At 63.4% G+C, this 15,605-nt stretch carries 9 protein-coding genes; 2 read left to right on the forward strand and 7 right to left on the reverse strand.

All coding sequences use genetic code 11. The annotated features are described in order from the left end of the window. Positions 1 to 16: 16 nt before the first annotated feature. From accC to pbpC, 5 genes are all read right to left on the reverse strand, one after another. The gene (gene accC / locus EGJ27_RS07255) at positions 17 to 1,360 is read right to left on the reverse strand and encodes an acetyl-CoA carboxylase biotin carboxylase subunit (RefSeq protein WP_125830045.1); all 1,344 of its coding nucleotides are present in this window, start codon (positions 1,358 to 1,360) and stop codon (positions 17 to 19) included. 17 nt (positions 1,361 to 1,377) lie between these two features. Beyond that, on the reverse strand, positions 1,378 to 1,833 hold the full coding sequence (gene accB / locus EGJ27_RS07260) for an acetyl-CoA carboxylase biotin carboxyl carrier protein (protein WP_125830046.1): 456 nt from the start codon (positions 1,831 to 1,833) through the stop codon (positions 1,378 to 1,380). Positions 1,834 to 1,918: 85 nt separating this feature from the next. Next, complete coding sequence (gene aroQ, locus EGJ27_RS07265) at positions 1,919 to 2,371, reverse strand: type II 3-dehydroquinate dehydratase (RefSeq protein WP_125830047.1); 453 nt, start codon at positions 2,369 to 2,371, stop codon at positions 1,919 to 1,921. Positions 2,372 to 2,499: 128 nt separating this feature from the next. Next, positions 2,500 to 4,284, reverse strand: a complete 1,785-nt coding sequence (locus tag EGJ27_RS07270) for a protein-disulfide reductase DsbD (RefSeq protein WP_256672694.1) — start codon at positions 4,282 to 4,284, stop codon at positions 2,500 to 2,502. 527 nt (positions 4,285 to 4,811) lie between these two features. Continuing rightward, a complete protein-coding gene (gene pbpC / locus EGJ27_RS07275) occupies positions 4,812 to 7,181 on the reverse strand; it encodes a peptidoglycan glycosyltransferase PbpC (protein ID WP_125830049.1) in 2,370 nt (789 codons plus the stop codon). A gap of 113 nt (positions 7,182 to 7,294) precedes the next feature. On the opposite strand from pbpC, the gene EGJ27_RS07280 reads away from it, so the two are divergent. Next, complete coding sequence (locus EGJ27_RS07280; protein ID WP_125830050.1) at positions 7,295 to 7,588, forward strand: hypothetical protein; 294 nt, start codon at positions 7,295 to 7,297, stop codon at positions 7,586 to 7,588. A gap of 118 nt (positions 7,589 to 7,706) precedes the next feature. Here EGJ27_RS07280 and EGJ27_RS07285 read toward each other — a convergent pair whose 3' ends face one another. After that, positions 7,707 to 12,656, reverse strand: coding sequence for an alpha-2-macroglobulin (locus tag EGJ27_RS07285; protein WP_125830051.1), 4,950 nt, complete (start codon positions 12,654 to 12,656; stop codon positions 7,707 to 7,709). A gap of 191 nt (positions 12,657 to 12,847) precedes the next feature. Between EGJ27_RS07285 and EGJ27_RS07290 the strand changes: the two genes are divergently transcribed. Continuing rightward, entirely contained in the window at positions 12,848 to 14,188 is a 1,341-nt protein-coding gene (locus EGJ27_RS07290) for an MATE family efflux transporter (RefSeq protein WP_125830052.1), read from the forward strand. On the opposite strand, the gene EGJ27_RS07295 is transcribed toward EGJ27_RS07290, so the two are convergent. After that, positions 14,090 to 15,568 (reverse strand): contractile injection system protein, VgrG/Pvc8 family, encoded by a 1,479-nt coding sequence (locus tag EGJ27_RS07295; protein WP_125830053.1) that lies wholly within the window; start codon positions 15,566 to 15,568, stop codon positions 14,090 to 14,092. The two genes, EGJ27_RS07290 and EGJ27_RS07295, sit on opposite strands and share 99 nt — an antisense overlap. Positions 15,569 to 15,605: the final 37 nt, after the last annotated feature.

Below are 15,605 nucleotides of genomic sequence, written 5' to 3' on the forward strand. Positions count from 1 at the left end.
TCTGAAACACGCTGACTTATTGATCGGCCAGTTTGTGTTCCAGGTAGTGGATGTTGACGCCGCCTTCGCAGAAGCCTTCATCACGGGTCAGATCACGGTGCAGCGGAATGTTGGTCTTGATCCCGTCGACCACGATTTCGTCCAGGGCGTTGCGCATGCGAGCCATGGCTTCATCGCGGGTCGCGCCCCAGGTGATCAGCTTGCCGATCAGGGAATCGTAGTTGGAAGGAACCTTGTAACCGCTGTACAGGTGCGAATCGACCCGCACGCCGTTGCCGCCCGGAGCATGGAAGTGCTTGACCAGACCTGGGCTGGGGATGAAGGTTTTCGGATCTTCGGCGTTGATCCGGCATTCCAGCGCGTGGCCGTTGAAGATCACGTCATCCTGAGTGAACGACAGCTTGTTGCCCGCGGCGATGCTCAGCATCTCCTTGACGATGTCGACACCGGTGATCATTTCCGAAACCGGGTGTTCAACCTGGACGCGGGTGTTCATCTCGATGAAGTAGAAGCGGCCGTTTTCATACAGGAACTCGAAAGTGCCCGCACCGCGGTAGCCGATATCGATACACGCCTTGACGCACGCTGCGAACACGTCCTTGCGGGCCTGTTCGTCGATGAACGGCGCCGGCGCTTCTTCCAGGACTTTCTGGTGACGACGTTGCAGCGAGCAATCGCGGTCGCCCAGGTGGATCGCCTGGCCCTGGCCGTCGGAAATGACCTGGACTTCCACGTGACGTGGGTTGGTCAGGTACTTTTCCAGGTAGACCATCGGGTTGCTGAACCAGGCGGCCGCTTCGGCACGAGTCTGGGCAGCCGCTTCGATCAGGTCTTCTTCGCGATGAACCACGCGCATGCCGCGACCACCACCGCCACCGGCGGCCTTGATGATCACCGGGTAGCCGACTTCACGGCCGATGCGCAATGCGGTTTCTTCGTCTTCCGGCAGCGGGCCGTCGGAACCCGGAACGGTCGGCACCTTGGCGCGCTTCATGGCGTCCTTGGCGGATACCTTGTCGCCCATCAGGCGAATGGTGTCCGCCTTGGGACCGATGAACGCGAAGCCCGATTTCTCGACCTGCTCGGCAAAGTCGGCGTTTTCCGCCAGGAAACCGTAGCCGGGGTGAATCGCCGTGGCGCCGGTCACTTCGGCAGCAGAGATGATCGCCGGAATGTTCAGGTACGACAGGTTGGCGGGTGCCGGACCGATGCAGACAGTTTCGTCGGCCAGGCCCAGGTGCATCAACTCGCGATCTGCCGTGGAGTGTACAGCGACGGTCTTGATGCCCAGTTCCTTACAGGCACGCAAGATGCGCAAGGCAATTTCGCCGCGGTTGGCGATCAGAACTTTTTCCAACATCGCAGGCTCTCCCCGGTTCAAACGATAGTGAACAGCGGCTGGTCAAATTCAACCGGCTGACCGTTTTCTACCAGGATGGATTCGATCACACCGCTGGCTTCGGCCTGGATGTGGTTCATCATTTTCATCGCTTCGACGATGCAGATGGTGTCGCCTTTCTTGACGGTCTGGCCGACTTCGACGAATGCAGGCGAAGTAGGTGCCGGGGTGCGGTAGAACGTACCGACCATTGGCGACTTGACCACGTGACCGTTCAGCTTGGGAGCCGATGGAGCCTCAGCGGCGGCGGCAACCGGTGCTGCTGCCGGAGCAGGAGCCGGAGCGGCAACCGGGGCCGGCGCGTAGTACGGCTGGGCAGGGGTCTTGCTGTGGCGGCTGATCCGTACGGATTCTTCGCCTTCACGAATTTCCAGCTCGTCGATGCCAGATTCTTCCAGCAGTTCGATCAGTTTCTTGACTTTGCGAATATCCATTAATCATCAACTCCCAAGGGGCTGTCAGGGGCATTTTCTTTGGCGGCCGGTTCAAGCCATATGGACCAGCGTCAGGCTGTGCCGGTCACGGCTTGGAGCTAACGGCCAGTTGTTCCAGGGCGGCCTCCAGGGCCAGTCGGTAACCGCTGGCGCCAAGGCCGCAGATCACTCCTACCGCAACGTCTGAGAAGTAGGAGTGATGGCGGAAAGGTTCGCGTTTGTGCACGTTCGATAAATGCACTTCGATGAATGGGATGCTCACTCCCAGCAGCGCGTCACGTATTGCCACGCTGGTGTGCGTAAATGCCGCCGGATTGATCAGGATGAAATCCACGCCTTCATCGCGGGCGGCGTGAATGCGATCGATCAATTCGTACTCGGCATTGCTTTGCAGGTACATCAGATGATGACCGGCTTCGCGAGCGCGTTTTTCCAGGTCCTGATTGATCTGCGCCAGGGTGATCGTGCCGTATACGCCGGGTTCCCGGGTGCCGAGCAGGTTCAGATTGGGGCCGTGGAGGACCAGGATAGTCGCCATCGAGTGTTCCTTTTATTATCCGCGAGCGTTAACGCCCGGCGACTATGCCGGAAGGTCGATGGACTGTCCAGTTAACTACAGTAGCCAGCACGATGAGCGATATTCGCGCAAAGTTTGTGACTCAGGGTCTAGATCTGGTCATTTGCGCCATTCAGACGCTCGACAAGCCCCTGAGCGTCGATCTCTCCCACGACCCTGACATGTTCCAGTTCGTTGCCCGCCTTGTCGAAGAACAACAGCGCCGGCGGGCCGAACAACTTGTAGCGATCCAGCAGCGCACGTTGCTCGGCGTTGCTGTCGGTCATGTCGAAACGAACCAGGCTGTACCCCGACAGGCGGTCGACGACTTGCGGGTCCGGCAGCACTTCGTGCTCGATCACCTTGCAGCTGATGCACCAGTCGGCGTACCAGTCGAGCAGCAACGGCTTACCTTCGCTGCTGGCCTGCGCCAGGACTCGGTCCAGTTCAGCAGAGGTACTGATGGTCTGCCATCGGGACGTGGCGGGAATAGCTACCGCGCCGCTGTTCACGGTTGTCGTCGGTCGACCCAGCGGTCGCATCGGATCGGTCTGACCGCTCAAAGCGCCATACCAGCATGCCAGAGCGTAGACCAACAAAAACAAGCCGATGAGCTGCGCCAGCTTTTGGCGAGGCGTTTTGTCGGTCAGTTCCAGCACGCCCATGAACAGCGCGACGCCGGCACTGAGCAGCCCCACCAGCAACAGAGTGATCGGCCCTGGCAGAACGCGGCTGAGCAGGCCGATGGCCAAGGCCAGCAGCAACACGCCGATGGCATTCTTGACGGTGACCAGCCATGGGCCGCTTTTCGGCAGCCACGTCGCGCCGCCGGAGGCGACCAGCAGCAGCGGCGCGCCCATGCCAAGGCCCAGGGCAAAGAGTTTCAGGGCGCCGCCGAGGGCATCGCCACTGGCACTGATGTACAGCAGCGCACCGGCCAGGGGTGCCGAAACGCAAGGTGACACCAGCAGGCTCGACACCACGCCCAATACTGCCGCGCCCCACAGCGAGCCGCCTTCGGTCTTGCCCGCAATCCGGTCCAGACGGTTGCTCACGGCCTGCGGCAGGCGCAACTCGAAGACGCCGAACATCGCCACGGCGAACAGTACAAAGAAGGCCGAGAACGGCACCAGCACCCAGGCTGATTGCAGACGCGCCTGCAGGTTGAGCCCGGCGCCGAATACGCCCATCAATGCGCCCAGCAGCGCGAAGCACACCGCCATCGGCAGCACGTAGGCCAGTGACAGGCTAAGCCCGCGCAGCCCGCCGACCTGCCCGCGCAGCACTACGCCGGAGAGGATCGGCAACATGGGCAGCACGCACGGCGTGAAGGTCAGCCCGACACCGGCGAGGAAAAACAGCGCCAGTTCTTTCCAGGTCCAGCCGGGCTTGGTGGTCGGCGCAGCGCTGGCGGGGGGCGCAGCTGTCACGTCGCCGATGTTCAGGCGTTCGGTTTCAGGTGGATAGCACAGACCTTTGTCTGCGCAGCCTTGATAAGTGACCGCCAGGGTGAACGGACGCTCGTCGCCGGCTTTGCGTGGCAGGTCAATGTCGAGAATGCCGTGATAGACCTCGACGTCGCCAAAGTACTCGTCGTGTTTTTTCTCACCGGCAGGTAACTGCGCTTCACCCAGGCCGATGTCGGCGGGCTCGGTGCGGAACTGGAAGCGATGGCGGTACAGGTAATAGCCTTCGGTGGCGACGAACCGCAGCCTGACCGATTGGGGCGTGGTTTCGATCAGGCTCAACTGGAACGCCTGGCGTACAGGCAGGAACTCCTTGCTGTTATCCAGCGACCCGCCGCCCAGTGTGGCGGCAGGGCGGTTCTCCAGCAGCCCGGCCCCGGTAGCAGGCAGGGCCAGGATCAACAGCATCAGGCATAACAAGCGGCGCATGGCGGCCTCGCATCTCGAAAGTCCGCGCATGATAACCAAGAGCGTCGCATCGTGCTGGATCGTGGACGGAACGAACGCGGCTTGATGTGTGAGGGGGAGTAACCGTTCAGGGGCAGTGTGCGTGCTTTCTTGTTTACAGTCGGGATTTCCAGCTCCTTGCCAAAATGGTTTCAACAACTCGGGCCATCGTGGGAGGTGTTCCTGCTTATGGTAGGCCCGAGCTTGCTCGCGATCTGGCGCGTAGCGGCAGCCACAGTTTTTGTAGCGCCTAGCGGCTCGTCTTCGCCAGCCCGCTGGTTGCTACAGGTCTGCGGCGTCCGTGGTTAGGGTGGGAGCGAGCTTGCTCGCGATCTGGCGCGTAGTGGCAGCAACAGTTTTAGTAGCTTCTGTCAGCTCGTCTTCGCCAGCCCGCTGGTTGCTACAGGTCTGCGGTGTTCGTGGTTACGGTGGGAGCGAGCTTGCTCGCGATCTGACGCGTAGCGGCAGCAACGGTTTTTGTAGCGTCTGTGGTTCGGCACAATTTCGCTTCACTCCACCACATTGAACTCCACTCGCGCGGTCTGGCCGCTTTCGTCGAGCACGCTCAGCTCAAAACGGCCCAGGCGGTTCAGGGTGTTGGTGAAGTCCTGTTGATTGTCGGTGTTCGCTACCTGAGCGCCATCGACGAACCACCAGCGTCGGCCACTGCCGCCCAGGGCCGACAGCTTGAGGCGCAGTGCCTGACGGCTCGCGCCGGGCAGGCGCAGGTTGTCGCCGTCGCGCACGCCGACGATGCTCAGCGGCGGTGCGAGATTGAGGCTTTGCGGCGGGCAACTCGCATCTACCGGCGGCAAGCGTGCTTCACGACGTTCGGCACGGGGCAGCCAGGGCTCCAGCGGCGCGGGCCACAGCGCGACGTCCCGAGGTTGCGCCTGCGGGCAACCGGCGCCGACCCGCAGACCTTCGGCATTGGTCCAGATTCGCTCCTGCAAACCCAGGCCCAGCGGCTGATCGGTGGCTTGCAAAGTGGGCGGCGTGGTGCCGTCCAGCGTCCAGGCGAATCGCTGACGGCGACAGTTGGGATCGCTCTTGCTCATGGGCTGCCCCAAAGGCCAGCAGATGGCGGCGACGCCAATGTTCATCGGCACCGGCTGGACGGGCACCGCAATACCGCGCTGGCTGTCGCGATTGACCAGAACATCGTGGACTTGAAGCATCAGCGGCGCCGCCGAGGCCAGGCCGAACTGACCCGGAACCGGCGTGCCGTCCGGCCGGCCGATCCACACACCCACCAGAAACCGCGGGCCGACGCCGATGGCCCAGGCATCGCGAAAGCCATAGCTGGTCCCGGTTTTCCAGGCCAGTTGCGGGCGCTGGACCAGCTCGGCGCGCGGATCGATGTCCGGCCGTGACTGGCCGCTGAGGATCCTGCGGATGATCCAGGCCGCACCCGGCGACATCATCCGCCGTTCGCGCAAACGATCATCCGGCTGCAGGCGTATGTCGGCACTGCGACCGCCGCGTGCGAATGCGCTGTAGCCGGCGACCAGTTGCTCCAGCCGACTGCCCGCGCCACCAAGAATCAGAGCCAGATTGGGTTCGGCCAGCGGCGGCAGGACCAGCGGCACGCCGCCATTGCGCAGTTCGGCAGCGAACCGCTTGGGTCCATAGACCTCCAGCAATTGCACTGCCGGCAGGTTGAGCGACATCGACAATGCGGAGCTGGCCGCCACCGGTCCGCCGAAGCCTGTGGAAAAATTGCCCGGTCGATAATCACCATAGCGGCGCGGCACATCCTGCAACAAGGATTCGGAATGAATCAGCCCGGCGTCCATCGCCAGTCCATAAAGAAACGGCTTGAGCGTCGAACCGGGCGAACGCAGCGCCGTCACCATGTCCACATGACCAAAACGCTTGGCGTCATTGATGTCCACCGAGCCGACATAGGCGCGTACGGCCATGGTCTCGGCTTCCACCACCAGAATCGCGGCCGAGGTACGTTCCGGCAGACGCGCACGCCAACCCAGAATCAGGTCTTCCATACGCCGTTGCAGGCTGGCGTCCAGCGTGGTGCGAATCAGCGGCGGGCTGTCCGGGCGATTCAGGCGTCGGGCCAGCAAAGGTGCCAGGCTCGGTTCCTGGCGAGGTGCGAGCAGCAGCGGTTCTTCCAGTGCTTCATCAATGCTCGCCGGTGGCCATACCTGAAACTCGGCCAGTCGCCGCAAGACTTTGTCCCGCGCCAGCTGCGCCCGTTGCGGGTGACGATCCGGGCGCAAACGGCTCGGTGCCTGCGGCAACACCGCCAGCAACGCCGCTTCCGAGCGGGTCAGGTTCTGCGGCGACTTGCCCAGATACGCCCAGCTTGCCGCCGCGACGCCTTGCAGCGTGCCGCCAAACGGGGCGCGATTGAGGTAGATGCCGAGAATCTGGTCCTTGGACAAGTGCCATTCCAGCTGCACAGTGCGCCACAGCTGGCGCATCTTTCCCGGCAGGGTTCGGGCGTGAGGATCGAGCAAGCGCGCCACCTGCATCGACAAGGTGCTGCCGCCCGATACCACTCGATCATCGCTGAGGTTCTGCCAGGTCGCCCGGACCAGAGCCAGCGGGTTGACGCCGGGGTGGCTGTAGAACCAGCGATCCTCATAGGTCAGCAAGGCTTCGAGGTAATACGGTGACACCTGGCCGGTGCTGATCGGGTAACGCCACACGCCGTTGGCATCGGCGAAACGCCACAGCGGCGTGCCGTCTTCAGCCAGTACCACGCGAGCCAGATCGTCCTTGGGCAGCGGCAGCGGCCAGATACGGTCGGCCAGCCACAGCAGAGCCACGGCGGCCAGAGTCGCGAACACGCTCCCGCGTACCAGCTTGAATAAGCGCGAGCCTGCTGCCGGTTGCCAGCGTTCACGAATGAGCTGCATGGGAAATACAGGTTTCAATACAAAGAGCCTTTATGATCCACGGAACCAGACATACTCCGCGATAGCCAAAGCGAGCAGTTCAATTTCTCAAAGATCCCGATAAGGACGTACATATGCAGGTAGAAGGCTTTTTCGAATGGCTGGGACAGGCAATCGGGGCGGTGATCCGCTTTATCGTCGATGGCCTGGCATGGTTGTTCAACGGGTTTACCAATGCCGGCGGCAATTTCGTCGAAGGCTTGTCCCGCACACTGGGAATGGATACGTCGCTGGTCAGCATCGTGGCGCTGGTCATCGGGCTGCTGCTGTTGTACTCGGCGATTCGCGCCTTCATGCGAGCCTCGATCATCATGGGGATCATCTGGCTGGCGCTGGGGCTGTGGATGCTGAGCTGGATCATTCACTAGGCTTGGTACGACAGGTATCTGCGCCCGGTGATGCCGCATTGAAAGCAGGCTCGGAATGACCTCCGCCAGGCAGTCTTGCCGTTCGTGCCCGCGAACAGGCGGGCACGAACGATAGACCTTACTTGCCTTTCACGACCATCTGCGCCGGGGCATCGCCCAAGGCTTGCCAGTTCGGGCGGTACATCGATTCAACCTGCGGCGGCGGAACGCGGTAGGTGCCTGGTGTCACGGCGCGAGCCAGGTACAGCAGGTGCACGGTGTTGCCGCCGCTGATATCCAGCGCCGCCACGTAACGATCCCCGCGATATTCCTGATGCTTGATGCCGGCATTTTCCATCGACTCGCGGATGGTCTTGACCGACTCGCTGGCGTCTTCCAGGCTGGCGGCGCTTTGTGCCAGATTCTGGTTTTCCAGCTCCAGGCCCGCCGGCAGCAAATCCACCACCAGCGCATCCGGCACCCGTTGCCGCGCGGCAACTTCCAGATGCACCAGCACCAGTTGCCCGGTTTTCAGTGCGCCGACATTCAGCGGCGCGCCGCTCAAGGTCAGGTACTCACGACGGATGCTCAGGTTGTCACCGCCTGCCGGCGGTGCCTGGGTCGGGTAGCCAGACAGGGTCAACTGTTGATACAGCGTCTCGCCGCTTTCGTTGTGTACGGACAGCGCAGAGGCAAGTGATGGCCCTTCCAGCTTGATGCCAGGCTGTTTGTTGCTCAGGTCCAGGCTTTCATTACCGCTGTACAGCTTCGCAGCCCAGTCCTTCTCCGGCTTGTTCAGCAGGTTGCGACCGGCCAGGAACAGCGAGTTGCTTTCCTGAGTCGACAGATAACGGTTGGCAGCGACTTCGTCGGCCAGCGTGAAAAGGCGGTCATCGCGCTTGTCGCGAGCCATGTCGTTCTCTTCCAGCAAAGCCAGGATCAACGCCTGATCGCGCAGCGGGCTGCCGTAGTCGGCCAGCCACTCGTTCTTGCGTCCGGCGGCGAGGCCCGCAGTCAAGGCCAGATCGGCACGTGGCTTGTCACCCATTTTTTCCAGGGCCACGGCCAGTTGCACCAGCGGCAGGCCGGAGCGTGCGTCGGTGCGGCGATCGAACAGGCTGCGCAGGGCAGCGAGCGGCGCCTGTTGACTGCGCGACAACACCAGACCGGCATAGGCCTGCACGGCAAAGCGCGTGTGCTCGGCGTTCTGGCTGTAGTCGACCTGGATCTGGCCGCCATCCTGCAAGTAGCGCAGCAGGCGTTCGTTGGCTTTCTTCAGTGAGTCGGGCGGTACCGAGAAGCCCTGGTCGCGAGCGCGCAACAGGAAGTCGGTGACGTACGCGGTCAGCCAGTATTCCTCTTCACTGTCAGAACCCCACAGGCCGAAGCTGCCGTTGTAGCGCTGCATGCCCAGCAGCCGTTCGATACCGATTTCCACCTTGCGCCGGCGCTCGGCATCCGGCTCGCCGTCGATGCCCAAACGCTTGAGGGTCGCGGCGTCGGCGTACAGCGATGGGTACAGGCCGCTGGCGGTCTGCTCCAGGCAACCGTAAGGGTAGGCTTTAAGGGCGCGAATCTGTTCGCCGATGTTCAGCGGCGGACGGCTCGACAGCGATAACAACGCCTGGCGTCCGGCGGGCTCGAAGGCTTCGAGGGCACCTTCCGGCAGGCTCCACGGCTGATCGGTGAGCGTGGTGCGGTAATGGCGTAGCTGTGCCGGGAAGGCCGGACGCACGCCGACGGTCCATTCGCGGGAGAACGGCGGCAGGCTCTCGCCCGGCAGGTCCAGGCCGTTGACCAGCACCTTGATCTTGCCTTGACCCAGGCCGCCCATGGCCGCGACCGGCACCTTCAAGGTAACCCGCTGGCCTTGCTTGAGTTGCAGGGTCTTGAGTTGGTCGCCGCCGGGAACACTGAGCTGGCCTTCGGCGCTGACCGTAACGTCCAGTTTCTGTGCCTTGCCTGACAGGTTCGACACATCCAGCGCGACGCTGGTCTGGTCGCCACCGGCCAGGAAGCGCGGCGTTGACAGCTCGGCAATGATCGGCGCGGCAACCACGGTCTTGGCTTCGGCCATGCCGTAGCGGTCTTCGGTCCAGACCTGCGCCATGATGCGCAGCTCGCCATTGAAGTCCGGGATGTCGACGCTGACTTCACCTTCGCCCTTGTCGTTCAGGGTCACCGGCGCGCTTTGCAGGGCCACGATGGTGACGCTGGTGTCCGGCCGCTTGCCGCCTTTCGCCAGCGCATCGCCGCCGAATGCCATGGTCGCCAGTCGACCCTGGCCGGCTTCGATCAACTGGCCGTAGATGTCCAGTTGGTCGGCGCCATATTGCTTGCGGCCGAACAGGCCGGCAAACGGATCGGGCGTGGCGTACGAAGTGATGTTCAGAATGCCGACGTCCACCGCCGACACCAGCACGCGGGCCTGCTTCGGCACACTGCCATCCGCGTTCTTCGCAGCGACCTTGAGCTTGAGCGGCTGCTTGGGACGCATCTTTTCCGGCGCGGTAACGCTCAATGCCAGCTTGCGTTGCGAACGATCCAGCGGCAGGTGCAGCACGCCGACAGCCCGCTTGGGCGTGATATTGGCCTTGCGTTCGCCCGGACGAATCACCAGCGCGGTGACGTACAGGTCATGGCGCGTCCATTTCTTGTCCAGTGGAATGTCGTAAGCCTTGCCTTCGGCCGGGACGTCGATTTCCTGCCACCACAGCGGACCTTCGCTGGATTCCACCAGCAGATAGCCTTTGCCGGCGGCCGGCGGGGTGACGGTGACCTTGGCGGTTTCGCCATCGCCGTAAGCGGGTTTGTCCAGGGCGAGCTTGACCTGATCGGGGCGCACGGCGCCGCCTTCGGTGTTGTCCTGCCAGCGGTATCCGGCCCAGAAACGCAGGCTGCTGACCATGCCGGTGGACGGGTCTTCCACTTCGACGCGGTATGGACCCCACTCGACCGGGAAGCTGATCCTGGCGGTGGCATCCTTGTTGATGCTGACCGTTTCTTCGCTCAGGTTGAGGAATTTCTCGTTGAAGTGGTAGCTCCAGCCGTCGCTGGACGAGTAGTTCCAGTAGTAGTCGCGACGCTCACGAATCAGGCGGACCTTGACGTTCTCGGCGGCCAGCTTGTGTCCGGCGCTGTCGGCCATGACGATCTCGAATTCGGCAGGGCCGTCGCCATCGGTCTGGGCCTCGCCATTGTTCGCTTCGTCGCCGTACTCGTTATCGGAGGTGCTGGTGCCGAACAGCGGACGCACGCCCGGCAGTTGTTCAGCGGGCCAGATCGGCTGCACCAGACGGCGGGTGATCGGCCGGCCACCGGACTCTTGCAGGCTGGCTTGCAGAATCAGTTGCAGTGGCGATCTGGCGGCTGTCCAGGTGCTTTCGACGCTCAGGACCGCTTCGCCGTTGGCGTCCAGCGTGCTCGGTTCCAGTTCCAGATCGTGCTTGAGGTCTTCCTCGGTGATCGAACCGAACTGATAGCCGGGCAGGGCGGGAACCGCCTCGCGCAGCGGGCGCACGTAGATCTGGCCGGTCAGGTTGTTGCCCGAGGCCGGTGCGCCATAGAGGTAGCGGCCAGTGATGTCGAATTGCGGATTGTCACTCGGTGCGACCGGTGTATCGCTGCCCTTGAGTTCCAGCGCCAGGCGTTCGGGCAGGAAATCCTCGACCTTGAATTCATACAGTTGCGGTTTGCCGTCGCCCAGGTCGAACACCAGTTGCCAGCGACCGGTGGGCGCTTCGTCTGCCATTTGCAGTTGATACTGGTAGAAACCCTGGCTGTCGGCTTCCCAGACAAACTTGCGGCTGACCTGATCATCGGGGCGCCGCACTTCGACGGTGATCGGTTGCGGCTTGACGTGGTTGCCGTCGGCATCGCGCAGCAGGCCGTTGAGCAGCACGGTTTCACCCGGCCGATACAGGTCGCGAGGGCCGAAGATGAAGAACTGCAGCGGGTGCGCCTGCGGGCCTGAAATGTCGAACTCCGCCAGATCCAGCGCCGAGCCGTTGAGGCGCAGCATGCTGGTCTGTTCGTCCTTGTGGGCCAGCACTACCGCAGCCTTGGCCGGGAGCGGCAGCTGGGTATGGCCGTCGCTTTCAGTCTTGCCTTGGGCAACGACCTTGCCCTCGTTGTCATAGACCTCGACATTGACGCCGCTCAGTGCCTTGCCGCCGTCCAGCGCCTGAGTGAACACGTCCAGGCGATTGCTGTAGCGGTGCACTGACAGACCGATATCGCTCAAGGTGAACAGGGTCGCCGGTTGCGAGTAGCTGTAGGTGCCCGAAGCGCGCATTACCGCGAGATAGACACCCGGCTCCTGCAATGCCTTGATTCCGGCAATGGGCAGCAGCAGGGTTTCACGGGTGTTGCGTGCGGGTTTGAGGTCAAAGCGGCCGCCGTAGACCAGATCCGCCATCGGCAGCAGCTCTTCGGAGCCGTAGCTGGACATCGAGGTGGAGCCTTCCCATTGGCTCAGGAAGTTGGGCAGGGCGTCGGCCTTGATGCGGAAGAACTCCACGTCCACCTTGTCGACGTTCAGCGCAATCACCGGCAGGCCTTCGGCCAGGCGGGTCGGCAGCAGGCTGCCACGGCTGGCGAAACCGACGGTGGGCTGCAGGTCGCGGGTTTCCAGGCGGCTGATGTATTCGGCGGCGAGCCTGGCTTTGTTGACGCCCGCCAGGCCCGCGTCAACGGTCAGCACCAGCTTGCGCTGGGGTTCCAGGTGGCGCAGGCGCAGTTCCATGAGGTTGTCGGACAGCTCCCAGGCGCCGTCGACCTTGCCGTTCTTGCTGTCGACCAGATGCAGCTTCTCGCCGAACTTCTGCTCCGGGTCCAGCGGCACGGAAAAGCTCACCGACAGTGTGCTGGCGCCCTCGACCTGGATTTCGGACACGTCGATGACGCTCAGGTCGCGGCCGGCATAGCGCTTGCCGAGCGCTGCCAGGTCGACAGCGGGCTTGGGCTTGCTTTCGGTCGCCGCGGGTTGAGCGGCCGCCGCAGGAGCAGGCGCTGGTTTATCGGAGGAAGAAGAATCGCAGGCACTGAGCAGCGCAAGCGCGCAAGCCAGAACCAGTCCTTTGTTAAGCATGGGGCACTCATCGACAGCAGTTGAGAGGCGGTGACTATATAGCAGTCACCGTTACATACAGAGACAAATTCGGCGATTTGACCTCAGGTTTGTGACTGCGTTCTCAGCTGCGATGTAGGAAGTTTTTGAACGTGTCGTAGCCTTATTTTCCGCGCCTCGGCGCTACAATGCGCGCCTTGCCGGGAGTCCTCATGTCCAAGCTGTTAACCGATTGGCGTCATCGCCCCACCCACGGTCGCGTCTGGGCGCTGGCCGCGCCCATGATTCTGTCCAATATCTCGGTGCCGCTGGTCGCGCTGGTCGACAGCGCCGTGATCGGCCATCTGCCTCATGCCCATCAGTTGGGCGCGGTTGCGGTGGGCGCGACGCTCTATACCTTCCTGGCCTGGGCGATGGGTTTTCTGCGCATGGGCACCACCGGTTTCGCAGCCCAGGCGGCGGGGCGCAATGACGGCGCAGCGTTGCGTCAGATCCTGCTGCAGGGCCTGTTGCTGGCGTTCGGCCTGGCGATGCTGCTGGCGTTGGTGGCGCTGCCGTTCAGTCACCTGGCGCTGGCAATGATGCAGCCATCGGCCGATCTGCAACAGATGACCCTGGATTTCTTCCACACCCGCCTGTTCGGCCTGCCGGCGGCACTGGCCGGTTATACGCTGGTGGGATGGTTTCTCGGTACGCAGAATGCCCGGGCGCCACTGGCGATCCTGCTGACCACCAACCTGGTGAATATCGCTCTGAACCTGTGGTTCGTATTGGGCCTGGATTGGGGTGTAGTGGGTTCGGCGCGGGCGTCGGTACTGGCCGAATGGACCGGCATGCTGCTGGGGCTGTTCCTGACCAGCAAAGCCTTGCGCGCCTGGCCGGGGCAGATTGCCTGGGCAGCCTTGAAGTTCTGGCGCAGCTGGCGGCCTTTGCTGGCGGTCAATCGGGATATTTTCCTGCGTACCCTGGCGCTGCAATCGGTCATGTTCCTGATCACGGTGCAGGGCGCTCGGCTGGGCGACGCGACGGTGGCTGCCAATGCGCTGCTGCTCAACGGGCTGCTGCTGACCTCCCACGCGCTGGATGGGCTGGCCCATGCGGTCGAGGCGCTGTGCGGCCACGCCATCGGTGCGCGTGACCGCACGACCCTGCGTCGTTCACTGGTGGTGGCGGGCGGCTGGTCGTTGATCGCCAGCGTGGCGTTTGCCTTGCTGTTCCTGATCGGTGGGCACCTGTTCATCGCCCTGCAGACCGACATACCCGAGGTGCGCGAGACCGCAGGCATTTACCTGCCATATCTGGCGATGATGCCGCTGCTGGCGGTATGGAGTTACCTGCTCGACGGCCTGTTCATCGGTGCGACCCGCGCCCGTGAGATGCGCAATGCCATGCTGGTGAGTGTGGCGGTGATCGCACCGGTCGCCTTCCTGGCCAGCAGTCAGGGCAACCACGCGTTATGGCTGACCTTCCTGGTGTTCACTCTGGTGCGTGGCTTGAGCCTGGGAACCGTCGCCTGGCGCCTGAGCCGCAACGATGGCTGGTTCGCGCGCTGACTCCGGCTGGCTGGCAAAGGTCACCCGCGGGCTGATCAGCGTCAGGCCACGCGCGTCGAGGCGAATCCGGCTGGCACCAACCTGCACGGTCAGTTCGCTGTCGGCGTGCAGGTCCAGCGTCGGCCCGCCGTCGAGACGCAGGCTGCGCTTCTCGCCCAGCAGCATCTGCCAGTCCAGCTGCATGCACACGCTGTCGGGTTCCACGGCTTGCCGTGGTTGGGAGGACGTCGGTCGGTGCGGCGGGGTATCCAGCCCGGCGACGATCAGCGGGCGGTCCATGTCGCCGCCGAGGAAACCGACCGCCACCGCCATGCCGCCGCGCACCGGCAGGTCCAGTCCCGGCGCCAGCGGTAGCCAGCAATCGCCGTAGCGCGCGCCCAGACCCTCACCGTCCTTGTCGAACTGCACGCGGACGCGACGATAGCGGTCGCGCTCGGCTTCTTCACCAGGCGCCCCCAAGACCCAGGCGCGGCGCAGGTCCGGCGGGCTGCGCCGTGACGGCGCCTGGGAGGCGACAAAGCCCACCTCCCACGGAATGGCCTGAAACCGGTTGGAATAGGCATCGTGGCGCACGGCGTGTTCGCCGCTGGCGGGCGCGTGGTGTTCAACTTTCGTGACGAGCCACATGTGGTTCCACTCCGCGACCGGGTGCTCGATCAGCGGCAGCAATTGCCCGGCCCTGACGAACGGCAGGGTGCTGGCGCCTTCGGCCTGTTCGCCGGCGCGACTGCCGGGCGTGTCGTCACCGCTGGTAGCAACCGCGAAGTGGGTGACGCCGGCGCGCTGCGGTATCCGCCGCCAGGGCGCGGCCGGGCTGCGGGCGAAACCGCGCAGGCCGTCGCCGATGATCATCTCGTGCTCTTCCCGCGAGTGGCAGAAGTGGTAGTGCAGGCCTTCTTCGTGGCACAGACGCTGGATCAGTTGCAGATCGGTTTCCTGGTATTGGGTACACAGCTCGCGCACGCGGCAGTCGCTCTTGAGTTCGAAGCGGTAGTCGCGCACACCGTGTTCTTCAAGGATCCGGGCGATGATCTGCGGCGCCGTCAGCTGCTGGAAATGGCGCGACTGGCAGCGCTGGTCAAGACACGCCAGGCGCGGCCCGACCTGCAATCGGTAACAGGCCGGCCCGGCCCGATAGTGGCTGCGGGTAATGGAGTGGATCTGCCCGTGAAACCCCACGCCGCTGCCCTTGAAACTGAGGAAAACCGATTTGTACATCAGGCTTGCCGGGTCTACGGCTGCGCCCTGGTGGGTGATTTCAAGCTCGAACGTATAGGGCTGGCTGATCGCTTCCGTGCCGCGCAACCACAGGACGGCGAAGTGACGGCGCAGCCGGGCGATCTCCAAACGAAAGAACGGCACGCTGGCTGGATCGTACATGGCGGTGATTCTCTACCGGGAATGCGGTCGGGGATTC

The organism is Pseudomonas sp. v388, assembly GCF_003935425.1.
Lineage (GTDB): Bacteria > Pseudomonadota > Gammaproteobacteria > Pseudomonadales > Pseudomonadaceae > Aquipseudomonas.

What these genes read in the sequence shown, in the direction of transcription:
- pbpC (WP_125830049.1), bottom strand. Translation starts at nt 7,181, where the DNA reads ATGCAGCTCATTCGTGAACGCTGGCAACCGGCAGCAGGCTCGCGCTTA.
- EGJ27_RS07280 (WP_125830050.1), top strand. Translation starts at nt 7,295, where the DNA reads ATGCAGGTAGAAGGCTTTTTCGAATGGCTGGGACAGGCAATCGGGGCG.
- accB (WP_125830046.1), bottom strand. Translation starts at nt 1,833, where the DNA reads ATGGATATTCGCAAAGTCAAGAAACTGATCGAACTGCTGGAAGAATCT.
- accC (WP_125830045.1), bottom strand. Translation starts at nt 1,360, where the DNA reads ATGTTGGAAAAAGTTCTGATCGCCAACCGCGGCGAAATTGCCTTGCGC.
- EGJ27_RS07270 (WP_256672694.1), bottom strand. Translation starts at nt 4,284, where the DNA reads ATGCGCCGCTTGTTATGCCTGATGCTGTTGATCCTGGCCCTGCCTGCT.
- EGJ27_RS07290 (WP_125830052.1), top strand. Translation starts at nt 12,848, where the DNA reads ATGTCCAAGCTGTTAACCGATTGGCGTCATCGCCCCACCCACGGTCGC.
- EGJ27_RS07295 (WP_125830053.1), bottom strand. Translation starts at nt 15,568, where the DNA reads ATGTACGATCCAGCCAGCGTGCCGTTCTTTCGTTTGGAGATCGCCCGG.
- EGJ27_RS07285 (WP_125830051.1), bottom strand. Translation starts at nt 12,656, where the DNA reads ATGCTTAACAAAGGACTGGTTCTGGCTTGCGCGCTTGCGCTGCTCAGT.
- aroQ (WP_125830047.1), bottom strand. Translation starts at nt 2,371, where the DNA reads ATGGCGACTATCCTGGTCCTCCACGGCCCCAATCTGAACCTGCTCGGC.